The organism is Pseudomonas sp. BLCC-B112, assembly GCF_028550695.1.
GTDB lineage: Bacteria > Pseudomonadota > Gammaproteobacteria > Pseudomonadales > Pseudomonadaceae > Aquipseudomonas > Aquipseudomonas danubii.
Genome location: NZ_JAQQGK010000001.1, coordinates 1048082 through 1068782, shown reverse-complemented (window position 1 = coordinate 1068782; position 20701 = coordinate 1048082). Strand labels below are relative to the sequence as shown.

Genomic DNA, 20701 nt, shown 5'->3' with positions numbered 1-20701 from the left:
ACTCAACATTAACCGAACAAATGGTAAACCTTTGCTGCGTTCTGTGCTTGGGTGATCTGCGACATCTCGTCGACTATTGCCTGACGCTCACCGGTTGCCACCTCAAGCAGCTGCCGGTAAACACCCAGCAACTCCTCCAGATTGTCCCGCAAGGCGACCTCGTCAACCTGAGCCTCACCAAGCACATCTTCCATGCACGAACGGCAGGCAAGATCCAACTCGCCAATGGCTTGCCAGTTGCGCTCAGCCAAGGCACCAACCAGGGCTTCGCGGGTTTCTTCGATGCGTTGCAGGACAGCACTCATGGTGTTCCTCCTTAGAACTGCGGACCCGGTGCAGCGATGGCATCCCAGCCTTCCTTGACCGTACGCAGCAGATCAGCGACCTCATCGAGAATCTTCGGATCGGTCTTGATATTGGCTTCAGCCAGACGCTTCATCATGTAGGTATAAAGACTGTCCAGATCCCCCAGGGTATCCATGGAGTTTTCCAGGTCCAGCCCCTCACGCAAGCCACCGATGATGCCAATGGCCTTGCCGATGAACACGCCCTTGTTGGCGACATCCTTGCGCTCCATCGCGCCCTTGGCCTGCGCAATACGATCCAGACCGCCTTCCATCAGCATCTGTACCAGACGATGCGGACTGGCTTCTGAGGTCTGTGCCTGTGCACCCACCTTCTGGTACTGCCGAAGGGCTAACATCGGATTCATGTGATACCTCTTCAAAAATCAAGGGTTCGTATAAGCAATGTATCGACGCAACGTCAAAAAACTTTAGATCAAATGCAAAAGCCCGGAGCGCTGAAAAAACGCTGCCGGGCTTTTGGCGCAGGCTGGATATTAGCCTTTTTTCTGTGCGTTCAACGCTTCGAACATCGACGTGATGTTACTGGCGGTGGCCTTCAACTTGCCCACCAAAGTATCCATGTCGTTGTACTTCTTGGTCAGTACCGCGGTCAGCGTCGCCACTCGACGGTCAAGAGCATCCTGCTGATCGCTGAGCTTTTTCTTGGTGATATCCAGGGTCTTGGTCCGAGTGGTGAGAATCCCCTCGGTCATACTGCCTACGCCCTGAGTGAACGGCTTGATAGCGGAAGTCATGCGATCAAGCAGGCCCGGATTGGTGCCATCACCGGAAAACAGCTTCTGCACCTCGCCACCGAGCTTTTTATCGGTCATGGCGGCAGTGAACTTCTTATCGTCGAAGTCCAGGGCGCCAGTCTTCTGGTTGGTGGTAATCCCCAACTGCGCCAGTACCGTCAACTTGTCACCCGCCCCCACTTCCGACAACGGCGCACGAATCGCCGCCAGAATCGAACGAGGCAGAGCGTCACCGGTCAACTGAGCAGGGACCGTCAGCTTGCCGTCGTCGTCCAGCGAGGGCTTGGTCAAGGTCGAAATACCATTGGCCACGGCGTTATAGGCATCGACAAACTTCTGAATCGAAGTTTTCAGACCTTCAGTATTGGTCGCAACGGTGATAGTTATCGGCTTATCGGTCTTGGCCACCAAGTTGAGTTTAAGACCGGAAACAGCCTGAGTGACGGTATTGGTCTTGCTGGTCAGTTGCATGCCATCGATTGTGAAAACCGCATCCTTGGCCAGCCCACCAATGTTGCCCGATGCAGCGGCGCCTGCCAACATAGGTTGGGTGCCGTCAATTTCCAACCCGGCGATACCACTGACAGAAATATCAGAGCCCGCACCGGTCTTGTCAGAGCCAATCACCAGACGCGAGCCGAACGAGTCAGTCACAATGTTGGCACTGATTCCGGACATGGCCATCTTGGAGTCGGCGTTGATCGAGTCACGCACCGACTGCAATGTCGCATTCGCGCCGATCGTCAGCGGATAGTTAATGCCATTTTGAGTGATGTTCAACGTACCACTCGGAATGGCACTGGTATTTCCTCCGGCAAAAGCCTGACTGGCCACTTTTGACGAAGTTGCAAGATTGGACACCTCAACAGTGTACTTGCCAGCTACCGCATAGTTGTCGGCTGTGGCATCCACAGTTTTGTTGTCGCTGGAGGTCGCCGCAAAGCCGGCAAAGGAGGGATTGACCGAACTTCCAAGCCCTGTGACCGAGAGGGTGCTCTGAAAAGTCGACAACAGCGATTGCAAGGTGCCGATACCGGAAATGCTCGCACTGTTGCTGGCAGTTGCACGGTCAATCTGACCCTGCTTGGCCGCTTTATCAGCCGCAACCAACGCCTTGACGATAGCACCGGTGTCGAGGCCGGAACCCAGACCGGTACCCGGTAGAATTGGACTTGCCATGTGTTTCTCCCTTCAGTGTGCCGCCGGTCTTTTGACCACTACAACGTCCAAAAGAACACAGCAACAAGTTTCATGCCAGCTATCAGACTTTCGCGCTGAACAGCAGACTGCTGGCGTCATTCAAGCTATTGGCCAATCTCAGCACTTCTTCGTTGGGGATCTGACGAACCACCTCACCCGAATCACTGGCAATCACCTTGACCACAACCTGGCCGGAGGGCTCGTCGATCGAGAACTCCAGATTGCGCTTGACCGACTGGACGAATTTCTCGATTTCCTGAACGGCCATCTTCAACTTGTCCTGCTCGGTCTGAGCATCTTTCTTGCTGTCCTGGCTGGCAGCCTCAACCACAGCAGGCACCACCTCTCGAGGCTTCTCCACGGGCTTGTCAGCAACGGGCGTCACCGGCTTGGCCGCTGGATAAGACAAGTTCAGCCTCACGCTCATATCCATGCCCATCACCTCTTAAAGTAAAAAAGCGAGAGAGCACGACCAGCGCACTCCCCCGCCAAGGCTTAGCCAGCTATTACTGAAGCAGTTTCAGTACAGCGGATGGCAGTTGGTTGGCCTGGGCCAGAACTGCGGTCGAAGCTTGTTGCAGAGTCTGCTGCTTGGTCAGCTGGGCAGTTTCAGCAGCGAAGTCGGTATCTTGTACGCGACCCAGTGCAGCACTGGCGTTTTCGTTGATGTTCTGCAGGTTGGAGATGGTGCTGGTCAGACGGTTCTGGGCAGCACCGAGGTCGGCACGGCTGGAGTTGATGGTCTGCAGCGCCTTGTCGATAGCGTCCATAGCAGCTTTGGTGCTGGCTTCAGCAGTGGTGCTGTCAGTACCGGTAATGGCGATGGTCGCGGAACCCACGCTCAGGGTTGCAGCGTCGAAGCCGCTGGCCAGAGTGATGGTGATCTGGTTGGTAGCGCCAGTGTTGGAACCAACCTGGAAGGTCATGGTGCCAGCAGTACCGTCGATCAGGTTCTTGCCGTTCAGGTTGGTCGACTTGGCGATACGGGTCAGTTCGTCCGACATCTGAGCAAATTCTTTGTTCAGAGCAACACGGTCTTGAGTACCGTTGGAGTCGTTTCGTGCCTGAACAGCCAGTTCACGCATACGCTGCAGGATGTTGGTGGATTCTTGCATCGCGCCTTCAGCGGTCTGGGCGATGGAGATACCGTCGTTGGCGTTCTTGATCGCCATGGTCTGACCACGGATCTGAGAAGTCATACGGGTAGCGATCTGCAGGCCGGCGGCGTCGTCTTTTGCACTGTTGATTTTCAGGCCGGAAGACAGGCGAGTCATCGAAGTCGACAGAGCGTCGGAAGCGCGGTTCAGGTTCTTCTGAACGTTCAACGACGTGACGTTAGTGTTTACTGTTAAAGCCATGACGAATTCCTCGTTGGTTGGGTACTGCGGCTTCCGGCCCTGGCAACCGCCGGGTAATGGCCTAGAGAACCTTCGTAATAGTTATCGTCGCCAATGCAAGTTGCTTTAGGGCTTTTTCAAAAATATTTGCCATCACCCTGCCACCCCTTGGAAAACAAGGGGTTAAGCCCATCAACAAGCGAAAAAATGACGCCAGAAAACCCACGCAAAAACCAACTTTGAGCCCTCAGATGGGATACCTCGTCAACCGTCGAGCCCAACCTGCAGCCAATCCAACATTTCATATTCAAGATAATCAGCCAGACCCAACCAGTTCTGCATTTCCTGGCAGGCCAGCATCAGGCCCAGCAGCCGAGCCCAGTCCTGCTGAACCGAAACCGGCGCACTGTCCACCCACAACTGTATGGGCTCGAACAACTCCACCATACCCCCTACAGCTTCTACATCCCGGCCCAGCCGGAACAGATCGGCAACTTCCCGCGCACGATCAAACACAGGCTCAAGTCGCGTCATTGAACAAAGTCCCCATGGAAGGTGGTGCCCAGGATCATCGCGCCACTGCGACTGGTATTGAAGAACGCCACTTCAGGCCGACTCGCGATGTAACGCTCCAGCTCGCACAGATAGCTGCGAAAGTTGAGCTGAGTCTTGACCCGCTGTCCGTAACCGTCCATCACCCAATGCCGGGCCACGCCGGCCTGAGGCCCGAGATCACCGTCCTGCCAACCGGCGTGAGTACGATTCTGAGGAAAAGCGAAATCAGCACCAAACAGAGTGATCCGCCTGCCTCCCATCTTCACCGCGAGGTCCACGGCCGGATGAATCACGCTGCCTCCGGCATGCAACTGCGCCCGCGGCAGCCGCTGGCGCAACGCCTGGAATACCGGACTGGAGGAATAGCCCACATACCGCGCCCCTTGCCAACCTTCAAGAACCAGCGGGTCCGCCAGGGGCATATAGACCAGGACGACGCCTTCACTGCCCTGGCCCGGCAGGTGCCGCGTGGAGATTCGCTGATCGATACTGACCACCAGGTCCACCCGGATGCCTTGCTTGAGCAGGGGCAGATAGGCCGTATCCACACAGATCAACAACGGCCGCTCAGGTTGTCCGGCCACGACCCGCAATGCCGAGTAATGCTGTTCCAGACTTGGCCCCGTAGCGATCACGAACACCTCGCGCCCAGGGTGAAGATCGAACAGTTCGGCAACATCTCGATCCGCCCCAACCCAAGGCTCGATGGCAGCCAGGCGCGCGGCGATATCCGGCGTATCGGCCGAAAACAAACGATTGTTGAAGGACAGATGGGTCTCGCTGATCAGCCGATCACGAATCTTCGCGTTGTAGTCATCGGCCAGCACCAACTCGGCCGGCAGGGCAAAGAACGGCAGTTGAATCTCCGGCAGATCGCCGGCATACAGCAACTCGACCCGCGGATCGGCCAGCCAGTCCTGCTGATCAAGCAGTTGCAGCACCAGCCTGAACACCGCGCCATTGAGGATGTGCACGTACAGGCGCTTCAGCTCCGGCCGCTGGAGCAACGCCAGTTGCAGATCCCCCAAGCCACAGCCGTACAGATGCAGGACCGGCGCCTCAGGCAGGCTGGCGGCCTGGGTATGCGCCTCACGGGTACGATCATGACGACTGGTGAGCTGAATACCTGCAATGCTCAGGGTCGAGCCCAGCCCCTCAACCAGATCGGCCTGCAACGCACCACTGTCTTCAGCCTGCAGCCGCTCCAGCAGCACCGGCCAGCGCTCGCCCAAGATCCGGGCATTGTGTTCCAAGCTGTCGCTCATGCTGCCTCGCTTATCACTCGCGCAAAAAAATAGCGCTCAAGATTACACCTTGAGCGCTACGTGTGCCGCCGGAAGCTGAGTGTCAGGAGCGATAGATAATCGCCGACCCCCAGGACAAGCCAACGCCGAAACCACTCAAGGCCACGCGTTTCCAGCTGGAGTCGAACATGTGCTTTTCCAGCAGCAGCGGAATGCTCGAGGAAACCGTGTTACCGGTTTCCACCATGTCCTTGATGAACTTGTCCGGATCGCCCTCGAAACGCCGGGCCACGGCGTCGACAATCGCGGCACTGCCCTGGTGAATGCAGAAGGCATCGATATCGTCAGGCTGCAAGCCCGACTCGGCCAGCAACTCGTGCAGGTGGGCAGGTACCTTGAGCAGCGCGAAGTTGAACACCTGGCGGCCATTCATGAAGAACACGCCGTCGCTGACTTTCAGGTGCGGAGCACCGGAGCCATCGGTGCCGAACTTGGCCTTGCCCAACTGCCAGGTAGCGCCCTCACCCAGCCAGGTGGCGGTGGCGGCATCGCCGAACAGCATGGTGGTATTGCGGTCTTCAGGATCGACGATCTTCGAATAAGGATCGGCGGTGACCAACAGGCCGTTCTTCAGGCCCGCAGCTTCCATGAAGCCCTTGATGGCATAGATACCGTAGACATACCCGGAACAGCCCAGCGAAATATCGAAGGCCGCCACTGTGGTCGGCAGACCCAGCTTGTCCTGAACGATCGCGGCAGTGTGAGGCAGCCCCTCCTCGTCACCGTTCTGGGTGACCACGATCAATACGTCGATAGCTTCACGCTTGAGTTCCGGGTTGCTGGCGAACAGGGCATTGACCGCTTCGACACACAGATCGGAAGTCTCTTGCCCGTCGTCTTTGCGCGGCAAAAAAGCAGAACCGATCTTGCCCAGGATGAAATCTTCATCCTTGGCGAATTTTGCACCTTGTGCGTAATTGTCCACGCCGGCTACAGGCACGTAGCTCGCAATGCTTTTTATGCCAATCATTACGGCTTCCCAATAATAAACAGCTCAATACCCCCGCTCAGTCACTGAGCAGGGGCTGCCGAAAGAAACACAGATACTTGCGCCGAACACAACGGCATCGGGAAGAACCAAGGGCTATCACGGGTCCTGTCACGCAGGGCTGGCGCCATCTTCCCGGGCAATACAATACAGTGAAGATGCACGTTATGACTCGCAGGTCACGCTATTTTGCCGAATCAGCCACACAAAGGCCTATTCGATGAGCGCCCAGTCCAGTGCCGTGCCGCGCTTGAGGGCCTGACGCGCACGACGGCCGAGCAGCGCATCGTAGTGCTTGGGAGCCAGCCCCAGCCCGGGACGGATTGCCCGCACGTTGTCGGCACTGAACAGCTCCCCGGCCTGCATGTCCCGGGTGACATACAACGACCGACGGTACATCAGCGACTTGCTCTCGGCCTGAGTAGCGCCATAGCGCACTTGCCCCATGGCCTGCCAGGCTCGCTCGGTTTCCACCACCAGGCTGGCCAACTCCCCTGGCTCCAGGGAAAAACTGGCGTCGACCCCACCGGCCGAACGGTCCAGGGTGAAGTGTTTTTCGATCACCGTGGCGCCCAGGGCCACAGCAGCCACCGAGACCCCAACCCCCATGCTGTGATCGGACAAGCCCACCTCACAGCCGAACAGCTCCCGCAGATGAGGAATAGTCAGCAGGTTGCTGTTGGCCGGCGAAGCCGGATAGGTGCTGGTGCACTTGAGCAATACCAGATCCCGGCAGCCGGCCTGCCTGGCGGCCTGCACGCTTTCGTCCAGCTCGGCGATGCTGGCCATGCCGGTGGAAATGATCAGCGGCTTGCCGGTGGCGGCGACCCGGCGAATCAGCGGCAGGTCGGTGTTCTCGAAACTGGCGATCTTGTAGGCCGGAACGTCGAGGCTCTCGAGAAAGTCCACCGCGCTCTCGTCGAACGGCGTGGAAAACGCCAGCATGCCCAGCTCCCGCGCCCGGGCGAAGATCGGCTCGTGCCACTCCCATGGCGTATGGGCACGCTGGTACAGGTCGTAAAGCGATGAACCGGCCCAAAGGCTGTCCGGGTCCTTGATGAAAAACTCCCCCTGATCCAGGTCCAGGGTCATGGTGTCGGCGGTGTAGGTCTGCAACTTCAGGGCATGGGCACCGGCCCTGGCTGCGGCCTCGACAATCTGCAGGGCCACATCCAGCGACTGATTATGGTTGCCGCTCATCTCGGCGATGATCAACGGCGCCGCACCCGCGCCCACGCAGCGCGAGCCGATCTTGAAACTAGTCATCCAGATGTTCCTTCAACACACGGGTGAATTCGCAGGGCGCCTGGCAATAGCCGGCCCGGCGAAACAATGTCAGCGAAACCTGATTCTCTGCCAGCACCCTAGCCCCCAGACGCTGCACATCGGGCCAATGGCGCACCAGCCAAGCCTCGCCCTGCTCCAGCAGCGTCCGCCCCCAGCCCAAGCCCAGGTGCTCGGCAAACAGGTAGATGGACACATCCACCTGAACGCCTTGGCGGTCATAGCGCAGCACCCCCACGGCCCCCGCGGCTATTTCCGCTATCAGCAACAGCCGCTGCGGATCATTCACAGCGGCCTCCAGCCAGCGCACATGGTCCGGCCACTCAAGCGCCTCAGGCTGCTGGGACCAACGCCTGACAGGCTCAGCATTGCGCCCGTCGAACAGTAGCCGGGCATCCTCCATAGTCGCCGGACGCAAGCGCAGTACCGCAGTGAATAACGCCCCCGCCACTCGCTGCACGCCCCGACCATCCACCAGCTTGCGGGCCCGGCGAGACAGGCTATGCCGCAGCCCCGGATTGCCCAGCAACAGGCTTAGGGCCTGGCGCACCTGCTCCACGCTGACCTGCTCACAGGCCCCCAGGTACAAGTGGGCACCCGCCTCGGCCAGCAACCGGGCATTGGCCTCCTGGTTAGCGGCCACGGTGATGCACAGCGTAGGCACGCCCAATACCGCCCGCTCCCAGCTGGTACCGCCTCCCGCGCCCAGGCACAGGTCGGCCTCGGCCAACAGCCCGGCAAAATCCTTCACATAGCTGTGCAGTCGCCAGTGCGGCCGTTCGGCAGCCAGGGCCTGCATGGCCTGCCAGTCCGGATTGCCGCTGCCGGCGACGAAGTCCACCTGCAGATCGTGAAAATCCAGCAGTGCCAACATGGCCTTGTGGGTCTGACCGGCGGCATCGAAGCCGCCGAAGTTCACCAGCAAGCGCCGCGCCTGTGGCCGGATCGATATCGGTGGACGGCGGAACTCTTCGCGCAGCAAGGCGTAGTGCGGGCCGAACAGGGTCCGGCACGACGCATCGTGCAATCCGGAATAAGCCTGGGCACTGCCGCTGAAATTCTGGTCCAGCAACAGGTCCACGGCATGCTTGCGGTTGGCCAGATCATCGATCGCTGCAATCCTCGGCGCCCATTGGCGAGCGGCGCTCTGCCATTGATGATCAAGGCCGTAATGATCCACCAGCACCCAGTCGAAGGCCGGCTGAGAGGCCAATGCCAGCTGCAGCGCGGCAATGTCCGCCTGCCAGGGCAAAGGCGCCTCGATCCCCAGCTCTGGATGCTCGCCGACGTAGCACTCCGGCAATTCAAAGGCCTGGAAGCCCTCGGCCCGCAGCGCCTCCAGGCGATGGCCGGGCAGACGCCGACAGGCGAATGCCACATCAGCACCCTGACGGCGCAGTTCCTGGGCCAGGGTCAGGCAGCGGGCCACGTGGCCACTGCCGATGGGCGGCGACGCGTCGGCGCGGATCAGCACCCTCACTCCAGCTCTCCTGTGGCCTTCAGCGCGGTATACAGGTATTCAGCTCGCTGCCAGTCCTCTTCGGTATCGATGTCCTGCACCAGATGACGGGGCAGGATCACCGGCAGGCTGCGGGGCGAGAACAGCACCTCCCCCTCCAGCCAGGCCTGGCTCCTGCCCCAGTAGAACTGCCCGGCATCCTGATAGGCCGGTGGCAGATCCTGGGAACGGCTCTGGCGAAATTCCGGGTACAGGGCATTGAGCGCCCCTTGCTCATCGAGAGTCAGCGCCCGCTGCACGGGAAAGCCGAAGCTGCACACCGAGAAGGCGAACGCCTTGTCCGGGTGCTGCACCAGCGTCTCCAGCCCCTGGCGCAGATAACGCACCTGCAGCAAGGGCGCGGTGGCGTAGATGCAACACGCGTACTCAAACACTTGCCCCTGCTCCTGCAACGCCTGCAGGGCATGGACAATCACCGCTGCCGTGCCGGTGAAGTCATCTGCCAGGGACTGTGGCCGAATAAACGGCACCTCGGCGCCACAGGCGAGCGCCAGTTCGGCGATCTCTGGATCGTCGGTGCTGACCACCACTCGCTGGAACAATCCGCAACTCAAGGCCTTGTCAATGGAGCGAGCGAGCATCGGCACCCCATCAAAGGCCCTGAGGTTCTTGCGCGCGATACGCTTGCTGCCGCCTCGGGCAGGAATCAACGCCACACAACTCACAGGCCTGACTCCAACTTGCACACCCCTGACTCAGGCAGGCAGCCTGGAGCCGTAGCCTCCGCGCGGACGCAGCGCATCCCAGGCCAGGAAAAAACCATCATCAATACCTCTCAGTCCAGAATCCGCTGCAGGTGCGTCACCACTTCGTCTTGCAACTCATCGGTCAACTCTGGATAAAGGGGCAGACTGAGGGCTTCCCGGAAGTAACGTTCGGCCTCGGGGTAATCACCCTCGGCAAAGCCCTGTTCTTGGTAATAAGGCTGCAGATGCACGGGAATGTAATGCAGGTTCACCCCCAGCCCCGCCGCACGCAATTCGTCAAAGACTTGCTTCTGGGTCAGCCGGATACGGCTCAGATCCAGACGCACCACATACAGATGCCAAGCCGAGTCGGACCCGCTCTGCGCCACCGGCAAGGTCAGCGGCAAGTCGGCCAGCAACATCTGGTAGCGCGCCGCCAGCTCCCGGCGCCGAGCCACGAACTCGTCGAGCCGGGACATTTGAGATAGTCCCAGTGCTGCATGCAAATCGGTCATCCGATAGTTGAAACCAAGCTCCAGTTGCTGGTAGTACCACAGGCCGGTATCCGGGATCTGCATCAGTGCCGGGTCGCTGGTAATGCCATGACTGCGCAAACGGCGCAGGCGTTCGGCAAACTCAGGCCGGTTGGTCAGCACCATTCCGCCTTCGGCACTGGTGATGATTTTCACCGGGTGAAAGCTGAAGATGGTCATTGCCGCATAGGTTCCGCAACCCACTGGAAGCCCCAGGTAGGAGGCCCCCACGGCATGTGCCGCGTCTTCGATCAAGACAAATCCGTAGCGCTCGGCAAGCTCGGCAATGGCCTGCATATCGGCACTCTGTCCGGCGAATGCGACAACCACCACCACCTTCGGCAGGGTGCCGTTGCGTTCGGCTAACTCGAGCTTCTGCGCCAGCAGAGCAGCATCCATGTTCCAGGTATGGGGATCGATATCGACAAAATCGACCTCGGCACCGCAGTAACGCCCACAGTTGGCCGATGCGACGAAGGTATTGGGGCTGGTCCACAGAAAGTCGCCCGGCCCCAACCCCGCCGTCAGACAGGCAATATGCAGCGCCGCCGTGGCATTGCACACGGCAACCGCATGCCCGGCCTGACAATAGTCGGCCAGGGCCTGCTCAAAACGCTCGATAGTCGGCCCTTGGGTCAGCCAGGGAGACTTGAGCACCTGCAGCACCGCATCGATGTCCGCCTGATTGATGCTCTGGCAGCCATAAGGAATCCTGTAGGGAGTCATGGCCGTCTCCCACCGCAAGCAGGTGTCAAGCCATGATGCGCAGAGCGGACAATCAAAAGCTTATTGAGCATGTTTGGGTCCCTCTAAACAGCAATCAATTGGCAATCATCTGCAGCCAATCCACACCACTGGCGGTACCGAGCGAAAAACCCTTGCCGCTCAACGCCAGGTTCTGGTTATAGGCAATATCCTGGGCAAAGCGTGCCGCCCATTTGTCTTGCAGGGCCGCGGCCGCCTGTGGGTGTTGCGGCAACGTCCCCGGATGCTGCACCTGGGCCTGGGGCGTCAGTACCGTGAGGTAACCGGCATCGGCCACTTTCAGGCACAGGTCGACATCGGCGAAAGCCTGGTCGAAATGCTCTTCATCCAGCCCGCCCACCGCCTCGAACAGCGCTTTGCCGATCATCAGACAGGCACCGGACACCGCTGAATAATTCTTCTCCACCCACAGGCTATTCATGTAGCCCGCAGCCTCCTTGGTCTCACCGGCGAAGGCCGCACCCAGGTGGCCGTCGAACCCCAGGATCAGCCCGGCCTGGGTGGTCACGCCGTTTTCGTTCACCAGCTTGGCGCCAACAATCCCGACTTCCGGGCGTTGAGCCTGGTTGAGCAAGCTCTCGATCCAGTTGGCGTTGACCACCTCGGCATCGGCCGCAAGCAGCACCAGGTACTCGCCCCGAGCTTCCCGGCAAGCCATGTTGAACAAAGCCGAAGCGCTCAGGCGTTGGCTGCTGCGCAACACACGAATGCGCTCGCCGCGGCCTTCCAGGCTGGTCAGCCAGCTGTCGAGCTCGGCACTCTGGTTGTGGTTTTCGGCGATCAGCACTTCATAGCGCTGGTAGCGGGTGCGCTGCAGCACGCTGACCAGGCAACGTTGCAACTCGGCGAAATTGTCCTGGCTGGGCAGGATGATCGATACCAACGGCCGCTCGGCGTGCTGATACTCGATCTGGTAGGTACCCGGCTGCGCCGAACCGACCTGAGCGCGATAGCCTCGTGCGGCCAGGTGCCGGGTCAGCACCTGCCGCTCTTCGGCGTCAGCCTCGTCCCCCGGAGCCTGACAAATCAGCAAGGGCTCGGCCAGGTGGGCCAGACCGGCCAGGCCGCCGTCCTGGATCAGGCGCAGCAGCAGGTCCAGCTCCAGCGCCTGCTTGAGCTCACGGGAGAAACCACCAGCCTGCAGCGCCGTCTCGCGGTCCAGCAGCCAATGCCGGGCCATCAGCCCCGGTGTGCCTTGCAATTGATCGAGGTTGACCCCGGGGCGGAACACCGAAGTCAAAGTGGCATCGGTACGGCGCTGGATCTCGTCCATGGCCACGGCACGAATGCCTTCGGCGCCGAGCAATTCCAGGCTCGCCCGCAGCAGGCCGCTGGCGGTGAACTGATCACCGGCCTCGGCCAACAGCACCCAGTCGGCACGGGACTGGGCCATGGCCTGATTGATGCGCTCGACGTAGTTGTTTTCCGTGACCTTGACGAAATGCAAGGTGTCCTGGGCCGTGGTGGTGGCCGGCAGCTCGCCCGTGGTGAACACCACCAGTTTGAACGCCTTGTAATGACCGGCCAGCAGGCTGTCGAGCGTGGCCTGCAACTTGACCAGGTCAGCGTCCAGGTCCAGCAGCAGGATCTGCACCTGCGGGCCACCGGCATGGCGGGCCAGGTGCGCAGCGATGGCACTCAACTGTGCCGGCTCCGGAGCACGGGCCTCGAGCCATTTGAGCAAGCGTCCCGACTCGGTCGCGTTGAACAGCGCACGGCTGTCCGACCCCGGTACCGACGCCAGGCGCTCGGCCCAGGCCTGCAGCTTGCGCGCCTCCTCGGGCTCGTCGCTGTCTTGCATCGACTCGGCCAGGCGCTTGACCACCTCGCGGTTGAACAGGTTCAGGGTCAGCGCTTCCCACAACCGGGCGCGCAGGCTCTCTGGTGTGTCGTTGGGATGAACCCGCATCAACTCTTCCTGACGCAGCAACACACCCTCCAGCTCTTTGAGCTGCAGACGCCCGGTGGGCATGGCATGCATGAGGAATTCCAACTCGGTCAGCAGATCGAACATCGGCTGGTTGTAGAACGGCATCTCGACGAACTGCTCGGGACCGAAGGAGCGTACCGGCTCAGCTCCGACCTCGACCCAGGCCGAACGAAAGATCGCCGTGCCCTTGAGGGAACGTCCGCTGAGCAGGCAGTCGGCCATGGCAGTGAAACTGTCCAGGGCGATCTGCTTCACCTGCTCGGGGTCCCGACCACTGAAACCGGTGGGCAGGGAGGCGAGGAACTCGGCGAACGCCTCACGCTGGGCCACCGATTGCGCGTCCTTGTAGGTCAGCACCGTCAGCACATTGGTGTTGTGCTCCGAGGCCCCGTAGTTGGCCTCACGCACGGCAAACGGAATCGGCAGGATCCGCGCCTTGGCACAGGCCAGCAGGAAGAAGGAGTGACCGATTTCCTGCCATTCGAAACTCACTCCCGGCGGCAGCAGCTCATACCACTGGCGCAGCAGGTCGGTGCGGGTTACCGCATAGAACGGCGGCAGGAAATGCCCCATGAAGTTCATCACCCGATCCTGGGCATCATCGGCGTCATAGTCCTCCATGACCCGGCGATCACGGCGGTAGTAATTGGTTTCCGAAGCCCGGGCCAGATACATCATCCCGTAGCCATGGCACAGCCCGTAGTCGGGATGGGCCTCAAGAAACTCCAGGGAGCTGGTCAGCGCATCATGGAGGAGAAAATCGTCATCGGCAGCGAACGCCATGTAAGGCGTGGTCACCAGGCTCATGCCGTAGGTCAGCTTGTCCTGCAGGCCCTTGTAGCCGAACTGCGGCAGATGCCGGTAGTCGACCTGGGGATAGAGCTGCGCCAGTGACTCATCCGCCTCCAGCGACGAATCCAGTACCAGGATCGAGCACGGATAGGTGCTGTAATACTGCAAGGTGCGCCGCATGAACGCTTTGCGGTTGTGGGACAACAGCACAAGGGTGAAACGCTCACTCAGGGGTGCTTTGTCATTCATTGCTTTGTCTCCAACCCACATAGGTACTTCCCCACAACCGGCCAAACGCCTTAAATCTGCAACCATTGATAGTTAACGAACCCGACGCAGGTAACCGTCCGGCGCCACGGTGATCAGCAGCTTGTTCTGCATCTGGTAGTCGATCTCGAAATCGCGGTTCTCCTCCAGATAGGCCCAGACTGCGGTTTTCGGGTTGTCACCCGGGCCCCAGGGACGATCCGGGAAGAAGCTTTCCGGCATGTCCTCGACCACGGTGTCCATGACCACGCAGTAGCTGTCCACCGACACCAGCGGCGCATACAGACGCAGCTCTTCGAGCACGTGCTCGTGGGTATGGTTGGAGTCCAGGACCAGAATCACCTTCTTGCCGGCGGCTGCAGCCCGTACCTGCTCGGCGATGGCCGGGTCGATGCTCGAACCTTCGATCATGCGGATCCGCTTGCTCATCGGATGCTGCTCGATGGCTTCGCGGTTGTGCGGGCGGATATCCAGGTCGATGCCCAGCACTTCGCCATGGCCCTGCAACTCCAGCAGCGAGGCGTAGTAGATGATCGAGCCGCCGTGGGCGATACCGCATTCGATCACCAGGTCCGGCTTGACCTGCCAGATGATTTCCTGCATCGCCATCATGTCCTGGGGCAGCTGGATGATCGGCCGGCCCATCCAGGAAAAGTGATAGCTGTACTTGTGGGTCGCCGACTCGTTGAAAAAGTCACGGGCCAGGCCCTTGAGTTTTTCATCCTGGCCCTGGGCGCTGATCTGCGCCTGGCATTCTTGTTCAAAGGCTTGAATGACGTTGTGCTCGGTCATGTTCGGTTCTCAATGGCAAATTAGCTGAACGAAGCGCTGTCGACGGCGTGATAGACATAACGGCCGTCGGTCATGCGCTTGATTTCTTCGAGGTAGTTGGAATTCATCACGAAAAGGTTGGCGCCTGCCGGCAGTGCCTCCATGGCTTCTTGTGGCGATGACACACGCATGCCACTGAGCGGCAGGTACCGGCCCTGTTTGGCCGGGTTGATATCGACGACCTGATCCACCGCCACACCCGCGCGTTGCAGGAACAGCGAATAGATCACGCCCTTGGACGACGCGCCCCAGATCCCGGCAGCGGTGTGCGGCGCCGAGCCGATGATGCGTTTGGCGCACTCGATGCTGGCGGTGAAATCCGCCGGCATCTGCAAGGGCTGGATCGGCGCCGGCAACGACGACGTCAAGCTGCCCAGGTCCGCCACCACATATAGGTACTGGCCGCCGAACAGGTGCCCGGCCTCGTGCACGGTGCCGAACATGCGCTGCAGGTCCTCGAGGCGGAAGTAGTTGACGTGCTCATAGAACACGTCGAACCAGGCGCGATGCTCGAGAATCCAGTCGAAACACGGCACTTCGATATAGATCTGCCCGCCCTGGTTGGCATCGGCAATCTCTGCCAGAAAGGCCAGCGGATCGGCAATATGCTCCAGCACATGACGCAACACGATGGCCTCGGCAGCCAGCCCCAGGCCACGGGTGAAAGGCGCCTTGATCACCTCGGGGTTGATCCCCTCGTAGGCCGGGTCGATGCCGGTGATGGCATAGCCCTCACTGCGCAGCAGTTCGAGGAAGTAGCCCTTGCCGCAACCGACCTCGATCAGCTCGCGCCCCTTAAAGTGCCGGGCGATGATGCCCTCCACATCCATCAGGTGCTGCTGGAACTGCGCCGAATGGGCCTGTTCGTTCTGGTAGTCGCTGTCGTAGCTGAGCTTGTCGGCATCGAAGGCCTGATTGAAGATCAGCCCGCTCTTGAGATCCTGCACCAGCACGATGTCCGCAGACGCCGAGGCCCGGGCACTCTGGGCATCGGCGAAGGTGCGGTTCTGCAGCACCGGCAAGTCGGCGACCCGATACAACTCATGCGCCATGTTCGGCTCCTGTTATTTGCAGCAAGCGCTGGTTCAAGCCCCAGAACGCCATGGGTTCGTAGTCCGGGTATGGGTAATGCCCCAGGTTCAGGCGAATCGCCGAACCGCGCTGGGCGATGCGCTGCTCCACCAGGGAACGCACGGCTATCGGCCGGCCGCTGGAGCAATTGACCACCCCGGAAAACGTCCGCTGGCGCAGCAGTGCCGTGAGGTAGCCGGCCGCTTCTTCAATGGCCAGGTAGTCCCGCAACTGCTCGCCGCCGGACATGTCAAACACTTCGTCACCGCCGTCGATGGCCCGATCCAGTGCCGCCAGCAGGCTCTTGGGATTCTGTCCGGGGCCATGCAGGTAGAACAGCCGCGCCCACTGCAAGCTGAAGGGCAACTGCTGCTGCAGGGCCTGGAGGAACAGGTGCAGGCTGTGCTTGGCCAAGCCGTAGGGATTGCCTGGACGAGCCTCGGTCTGTTCTGTCAAAGGTCCACTCTGCATGCCGTACTCGAAGCAGGTGCCGGTGACCAGCACCTGGCTCACCCCCGCCTCGACCACCGCCTTGATAAAGCGATAGTCGGCCATCAGGTTGTGCTCCAGGTGAAACAGCGCCTGATAGTTCGGCAATCCGGGCCAGGCCAGATGGGCCAAGGCATCGACCCCGTCCACCAGGGCCGCGACATCCAGCTGCGGGTCATGCACATCCAGCGCACGAAACTCTACCGCGTCGAACCAGGGCATCTGCCGCGCCTTGTCCAGATCCCGGGCCAGCGCACGGACCCGGCAACCCCGGGCCAGCAAGGCCGCGACCAGATGCCGGCCGACAAAGCCAGTGGCGCCGGTGACCAGCACCGTCATGCCCTTCACAGCAGCTTCAACTCAGGCACGGCAATCACGAAACGCCCGCCCCATTGCCGCACCTGGGCCAGTTGCTCGCTGACTTCGCCCAACAGGTTCCAGGGCAACACCAGCACATAGTCCGGCTGCTCCTGGTCGATGCGCTCGGGGGCCACCACCGGGATGCGACTGCCCGGCAGGAACTTGCCCTGCTTGTGCGGGCTGGCGTCGGCGACCCAGGCCAGCAAGTCAGCCTTGACCCCAGCGTAGTTGAGCAAGGTATTGCCCTTGGCTGCCGCGCCGTAGCCCACCACGCGCTTGCCTTCGGCCTTGGCCTGGAGCAGGAAGCGCAGCAGCTCGTGCTTGATCCGCTCAGCGGCTGGCGCCAGGGTCTGGTAGTACTCGGGCGTGTTCACCCCGGCACGCTGTTCCAACAGCAACTGCTGCGCCACGCTGTCTTGCACCGGCCGGCGCGAGCCATCGATGCGCTGCACGAAGACCCGTAGCGAACCGCCATGGGTGGCCAGGGTCTGGACGTCGAAGACTTCCAGGCCGTTGCGCTGGCACAGGCTCAGGACGGCGGTAAGCGACAGGTAGGAATAATGTTCGTGGTACAGGGTGTCGAACTGCTGCCCGGCCATCAGGGTCAGCAGCTGGGGAAACTCGAAAGTCGCCACGCCCGCCGGCTTGAGCAACGTAGCGAAACCGCAGAGGAAATCGTTGATGTCCGGCACATGGGCCAGCACATTGTTGGCCGCCATCAGGTCGGCGGCCCAGCCCTCCTCCAGCAACTGCGCGGCAGTGCCACGGCCGAAGAACAGCTCGCGGATCTGCAGGCCCTTGGCCCGCGCAGCCTGGGCGGTGCTGCGGGTCGGCTCGACCCCCAGGCAGGGAATGTCACGCTGGGCCACGTACTGCAGCAGGTAGCCGTCGTTGGCCGCCACTTCCACCACCCGGCTCCGGGCGTCCAGGCCGAAACGCTCGACCATCTGCGCCACGTAGTCTCGGGCATGCTGCAACCAGGTGCTGGAGAACGAACTGAAGTAGGCATAGTCGGCGTCGAACAGGTGGTCGGCGCGGGTGTAGTCCTCGGTCTGCACCAGCCAGCATTGCTGGCACACCTGGACCTTGAGCGGCACCCACTGCTCGGCCTGATCCAATTGCTCGGCCCGCAGGTAGGCGTTGGATGGCGGCGAGGTGCCCAGGTCGATCAGAGGCAGGCTCAGGCATGCGCCACAACCGCGGCAATTCATAGTCTTACTCCAGCGAAGGCAGCATCGAGCAAGGGGTGGCTGGCATCCCGGGTCGACAGATTATTGACAGGCAACGGCCAGTTGATCGCCAGTCGCGGGTCCAGCACCGACAACCCGGCCTCGTGCTCGGGGGCGTAGTCGGCGCTGTGCAGGTAGAGCAACTCGGCATCGTCGCTCAGGGCCTGGAAGCCATGGGCGAAACCCGCCGGCAGCAACAGGCTGCGCCCATCGCCGCCACGCAGGTGCTCGGCATGCCAATGCAAAAAGGTCGGTGACTCGGGGCGCAGGTCCACCGCCACATCCCAGACTTCGCCGCGCAAGCAACTGATGAGCTTGGCTTCGGGCCGGGCGGCGGTCTGATAGTGCAAGCCACGCACGCTGCCCTGTTCGCGGGTGCAGGAGTGGTTGATCTGGCGAATATGGAAGGGCTGGCCAAAGGCGCTCAGACTGCCTTCGCAGAACAGCCGGGAGAAATGCCCGCGCTGATCTTCGAAGCGTTTGTGGCGCACCTCGAACAACCCGGCCATTGGCAGAGCCAGGACCTGGAACTCGCTCACAGCGCCCCCCGGTACAGGTTCAACTGCCCAAGGGTCACGGCACGCATGTCCGCGCCGCTCTTCCAGGCCAGGTGCCAGTCCAGGGTCTGCGCCAGGCACTGTTGCAGCGTCCAGCGAGGTTTCCAGCCCAACAGCTGGCGCGCACGACTGCTGTCCAGACGCAGCAGGCCGGCTTCGTGCAGCTCACTGGGTTCGATTCGCAGGCCCGGGGCCTCGGGCCATTGCCGGGCCAGCAACTCCACCACTTCACCGACGCTGCACATGTCCTGTTCACCGGGCCCGAAGTTCCAGGCACCGGCGTATTGCGGGCCGTTCACGTACAGGCCGGCTGCCAGTTGCAGGTAACCGGCCAGGGGCTCCAGGGCGTGCTGCCAGGGGCGTACCGCCTGGGGATAACGCAAGGTCACCGGCTCGTCGGCCGACCAGGCCTTGAGCACGTCGGGAATCAACCGCTCGGGGGCGAAATCGCCACCGCCCAGCACGTTGCCGGCCCGGGCCGTGGCCAGGGCCAGGCCGTGCTCGGCATAACGCTCGGCAGCAAAGAAGGATGAGGCATAGGACTGGGCCAGCAATTCGCAACAAGCCTTGCTGCTGCTGTAGGGATCGTGGCCGCCCAGGGCTTCGTTTTCCCGATAGGGCCACAGCCATTCCTGATTGGCGTAGACCTTGTCAGTGGTCACCAGGACGCAGGCACGGACCCCACCGACCTGACGGATCGCTTCCAACAGGTTGAGGGTGCCCATGACGTTGCTTGAGTAGGTCCCCAGCGGATCACGGTAGGCCTCGCGCACCAGGGGCTGGGCAGCCAGGTGCAGGACGATTTCCGGCTGCACCTGGGCGATCAGCTCCAGCAGGCTGCCCAGGTCTCGCAGGTCGCCACGATGATCGTCGACACCTTCGGCCACCCGGGCCAGTTCGAACAGACTCGGCTCGGTCCCCGGGTCCAGGGCGAATCCGCTGACCTGGGCCCCCAGGCTTTGCAGCCACAGGCTCAGCCAACTGCCCTTGAAACCGGTATGGCCGGTCAGCAGGACCCGCTTGCCACGCCAGAATTCCTGGCTCAGTCCCATTGCTTCCACGGGGCCTCCCCGCTTTGCCAGAGCTGCTCCAGATGATTCTTGTCCCGCAGGGTATCCATGGACTGCCAGAATCCCGAATGCTCGTAGGCGCTCAGTTGCTGATCCTTGGCCAACTGGATCAGCGGCTCGGCCTCCCAGGTGGTGCTGTCGCCATCGATGTAGGACAGCACCTTGGGCGACAACACGAAGAACCCGCCGTTGATCCAGCCACCATCGCCACGGGGTTTCTCGGTGAAGCCCAGGACCTGGTCGCCATCACGATCCAGGGCGCCATAGCGGCCCGGAGGCTGCACGGCCGTGACCGTGGCCAGCTTGCCGTGGGACCTGTGGAAATCCACCAATGCACCGATATCCAGATCGGATACGCCATCGCCATAGGTGAAGCAGAAAGCCTCGTCTTCCTGCAGATAACGTCCGGCCCGGCGCAAGCGTCCGCCGGTCATGGTTTCCTCTCCAGTGTCGATCAGCGTCACGCTCCACGGCTCGCTGTAATTCTGATGCACGTCCATGCGGTTGTTGCGCATGTCGAAGGTCACATCCGAAGTGTGCAGGAAGTAGTTGGCGAAGAAGTCCTTGATCGCGTAGCCCTTGTAGCCCAGGCAAATCACGAAGTCATGAATCCCGTGGGCGGAATACTGCTTCATGATGTGCCAAAGAATTGGCTTGCCACCGATCTCGATCATGGGCTTGGGCTTGAGGTGGGACTCTTCGCTGATTCGCGTACCCAGTCCACCTGCCAGAATTACTGCCTTCATCGCTGTCCTCTTGCTCTTCGTGGGCCAGCCCAGCCCTTTCAGGACTGGCACGGCGCCAGATGCAGATCATTCATCGCAACCAAAGG

At 61.1% G+C, this 20701-nt stretch carries 20 protein-coding genes; all 20 read right to left on the bottom strand.

Going from position 1 to position 20701, the window contains the following annotated elements; all coding sequences use genetic code 11:
* Positions 1-8: 8 nt before the first annotated feature.
* The 20 genes from PQT43_RS04930 to rfbF all read right to left on the bottom strand — a co-directional run bounded on the left by PQT43_RS04930 (position 9) and on the right by rfbF (position 20615).
* Positions 9-305, bottom strand: a complete 297-nt coding sequence (locus tag PQT43_RS04930) for a flagellar protein FliT (protein ID WP_102864028.1) — start codon at positions 303-305, stop codon at positions 9-11.
* 11 nt (positions 306-316) lie between these two features.
* Entirely contained in the window at positions 317-712 is a 396-nt protein-coding gene (gene fliS, locus PQT43_RS04925; protein WP_102878857.1) for a flagellar export chaperone FliS, read from the bottom strand.
* Positions 713-841: 129 nt separating this feature from the next.
* Positions 842-2281, bottom strand: coding sequence for a flagellar filament capping protein FliD (gene fliD, locus PQT43_RS04920; protein ID WP_272753563.1), 1440 nt, complete (start codon positions 2279-2281; stop codon positions 842-844).
* 82 nt (positions 2282-2363) lie between these two features.
* Positions 2364-2735 (bottom strand): flagellar protein FlaG, encoded by a 372-nt coding sequence (locus tag PQT43_RS04915; RefSeq protein WP_272753562.1) that lies wholly within the window; start codon positions 2733-2735, stop codon positions 2364-2366.
* A 73-nt stretch (positions 2736-2808) separates the two neighbouring features.
* On the bottom strand, positions 2809-3660 hold the full coding sequence (locus tag PQT43_RS04910; RefSeq protein WP_102864032.1) for a flagellin domain-containing protein: 852 nt from the start codon (positions 3658-3660) through the stop codon (positions 2809-2811).
* A 243-nt stretch (positions 3661-3903) separates the two neighbouring features.
* Positions 3904-4173, bottom strand: a complete 270-nt coding sequence (locus tag PQT43_RS04905) for a hypothetical protein (RefSeq protein WP_102878854.1) — start codon at positions 4171-4173, stop codon at positions 3904-3906.
* The gene (locus PQT43_RS04900; protein ID WP_272753561.1) at positions 4170-5459 is read right to left on the bottom strand and encodes a motility associated factor glycosyltransferase family protein; all 1290 of its coding nucleotides are present in this window, start codon (positions 5457-5459) and stop codon (positions 4170-4172) included. The genes PQT43_RS04905 and PQT43_RS04900 overlap by 4 nt, the downstream gene beginning before the upstream one ends.
* A gap of 82 nt (positions 5460-5541) precedes the next feature.
* The gene (locus tag PQT43_RS04895; RefSeq protein WP_102864035.1) at positions 5542-6468 is read right to left on the bottom strand and encodes a ketoacyl-ACP synthase III; all 927 of its coding nucleotides are present in this window, start codon (positions 6466-6468) and stop codon (positions 5542-5544) included.
* Between the two features lie 231 nt (positions 6469-6699).
* The gene (gene pseI / locus PQT43_RS04890; RefSeq protein ID WP_102864036.1) at positions 6700-7752 is read right to left on the bottom strand and encodes a pseudaminic acid synthase; all 1053 of its coding nucleotides are present in this window, start codon (positions 7750-7752) and stop codon (positions 6700-6702) included.
* A complete protein-coding gene (pseG, locus tag PQT43_RS04885) occupies positions 7745-9250 on the bottom strand; it encodes a UDP-2,4-diacetamido-2,4,6-trideoxy-beta-L-altropyranose hydrolase (RefSeq protein WP_267269589.1) in 1506 nt (501 codons plus the stop codon). The genes pseI and pseG overlap by 8 nt, the downstream gene beginning before the upstream one ends.
* Complete coding sequence (gene pseF / locus PQT43_RS04880) at positions 9247-9954, bottom strand: pseudaminic acid cytidylyltransferase (RefSeq protein ID WP_267269588.1); 708 nt, start codon at positions 9952-9954, stop codon at positions 9247-9249. The genes pseG and pseF overlap by 4 nt, the downstream gene beginning before the upstream one ends.
* A 110-nt stretch (positions 9955-10064) precedes the next feature.
* Positions 10065-11234 carry a UDP-4-amino-4,6-dideoxy-N-acetyl-beta-L-altrosamine transaminase gene (gene pseC / locus PQT43_RS04875; RefSeq protein ID WP_110595150.1) on the bottom strand — a complete coding sequence of 390 codons (1170 nt, stop codon included), beginning with the start codon at positions 11232-11234 and terminating at the stop codon, positions 10065-10067.
* Positions 11235-11328: 94 nt separating this feature from the next.
* Positions 11329-14265, bottom strand: coding sequence for a TIGR00180 family glycosyltransferase (locus PQT43_RS04870; protein WP_272753560.1), 2937 nt, complete (start codon positions 14263-14265; stop codon positions 11329-11331).
* A gap of 51 nt (positions 14266-14316) precedes the next feature.
* Entirely contained in the window at positions 14317-15054 is a 738-nt protein-coding gene (locus PQT43_RS04865; RefSeq protein ID WP_102878847.1) for a cephalosporin hydroxylase family protein, read from the bottom strand.
* A gap of 20 nt (positions 15055-15074) precedes the next feature.
* A complete protein-coding gene (locus PQT43_RS04860; RefSeq protein ID WP_253084431.1) occupies positions 15075-16145 on the bottom strand; it encodes a class I SAM-dependent methyltransferase in 1071 nt (356 codons plus the stop codon).
* Entirely contained in the window at positions 16135-16992 is an 858-nt protein-coding gene (locus tag PQT43_RS04855; RefSeq protein WP_110652188.1) for an NAD-dependent epimerase/dehydratase family protein, read from the bottom strand. The genes PQT43_RS04860 and PQT43_RS04855 overlap by 11 nt, the downstream gene beginning before the upstream one ends.
* A gap of 5 nt (positions 16993-16997) precedes the next feature.
* Entirely contained in the window at positions 16998-18224 is a 1227-nt protein-coding gene (locus tag PQT43_RS04850; RefSeq protein ID WP_110652172.1) for a class I SAM-dependent methyltransferase, read from the bottom strand.
* On the bottom strand, positions 18221-18781 hold the full coding sequence (locus PQT43_RS04845; RefSeq protein ID WP_102864045.1) for a dTDP-4-dehydrorhamnose 3,5-epimerase family protein: 561 nt from the start codon (positions 18779-18781) through the stop codon (positions 18221-18223). The genes PQT43_RS04850 and PQT43_RS04845 overlap by 4 nt, the downstream gene beginning before the upstream one ends.
* Positions 18778-19860, bottom strand: a complete 1083-nt coding sequence (gene rfbG / locus PQT43_RS04840; RefSeq protein WP_102864046.1) for a CDP-glucose 4,6-dehydratase — start codon at positions 19858-19860, stop codon at positions 18778-18780. Before rfbG ends, PQT43_RS04845 begins: the two co-directional genes overlap by 4 nt.
* Complete coding sequence (gene rfbF / locus PQT43_RS04835) at positions 19842-20615, bottom strand: glucose-1-phosphate cytidylyltransferase (protein WP_102864047.1); 774 nt, start codon at positions 20613-20615, stop codon at positions 19842-19844. The genes rfbG and rfbF overlap by 19 nt, the downstream gene beginning before the upstream one ends.
* Positions 20616-20701: the final 86 nt, after the last annotated feature.

Bases quoted from the DNA above. Each gene is read 5' to 3' on its own strand.
- PQT43_RS04905 (WP_102878854.1), bottom strand. From the start codon at position 4,173: ATGACGCGACTTGAGCCTGTGTTTGATCGTGCGCGGGAAGTTGCCGAT.
- PQT43_RS04895 (WP_102864035.1), bottom strand. From the start codon at position 6,468: ATGATTGGCATAAAAAGCATTGCGAGCTACGTGCCTGTAGCCGGCGTG.
- PQT43_RS04865 (WP_102878847.1), bottom strand. From the start codon at position 15,054: ATGACCGAGCACAACGTCATTCAAGCCTTTGAACAAGAATGCCAGGCG.
- PQT43_RS04860 (WP_253084431.1), bottom strand. From the start codon at position 16,145: ATGGCGCATGAGTTGTATCGGGTCGCCGACTTGCCGGTGCTGCAGAAC.
- PQT43_RS04930 (WP_102864028.1), bottom strand. From the start codon at position 305: ATGAGTGCTGTCCTGCAACGCATCGAAGAAACCCGCGAAGCCCTGGTT.
- PQT43_RS04900 (WP_272753561.1), bottom strand. From the start codon at position 5,459: ATGAGCGACAGCTTGGAACACAATGCCCGGATCTTGGGCGAGCGCTGG.
- pseC (WP_110595150.1), bottom strand. From the start codon at position 11,234: ATGACTCCCTACAGGATTCCTTATGGCTGCCAGAGCATCAATCAGGCG.
- fliS (WP_102878857.1), bottom strand. From the start codon at position 712: ATGAATCCGATGTTAGCCCTTCGGCAGTACCAGAAGGTGGGTGCACAG.
- PQT43_RS04850 (WP_110652172.1), bottom strand. From the start codon at position 18,224: ATGAATTGCCGCGGTTGTGGCGCATGCCTGAGCCTGCCTCTGATCGAC.
- PQT43_RS04870 (WP_272753560.1), bottom strand. From the start codon at position 14,265: ATGTGGGTTGGAGACAAAGCAATGAATGACAAAGCACCCCTGAGTGAG.
- rfbF (WP_102864047.1), bottom strand. From the start codon at position 20,615: ATGAAGGCAGTAATTCTGGCAGGTGGACTGGGTACGCGAATCAGCGAA.
- PQT43_RS04855 (WP_110652188.1), bottom strand. From the start codon at position 16,992: ATGACGGTGCTGGTCACCGGCGCCACTGGCTTTGTCGGCCGGCATCTG.
- PQT43_RS04915 (WP_272753562.1), bottom strand. From the start codon at position 2,735: ATGGATATGAGCGTGAGGCTGAACTTGTCTTATCCAGCGGCCAAGCCG.
- fliD (WP_272753563.1), bottom strand. From the start codon at position 2,281: ATGGCAAGTCCAATTCTACCGGGTACCGGTCTGGGTTCCGGCCTCGAC.
- PQT43_RS04910 (WP_102864032.1), bottom strand. From the start codon at position 3,660: ATGGCTTTAACAGTAAACACTAACGTCACGTCGTTGAACGTTCAGAAG.
- pseI (WP_102864036.1), bottom strand. From the start codon at position 7,752: ATGACTAGTTTCAAGATCGGCTCGCGCTGCGTGGGCGCGGGTGCGGCG.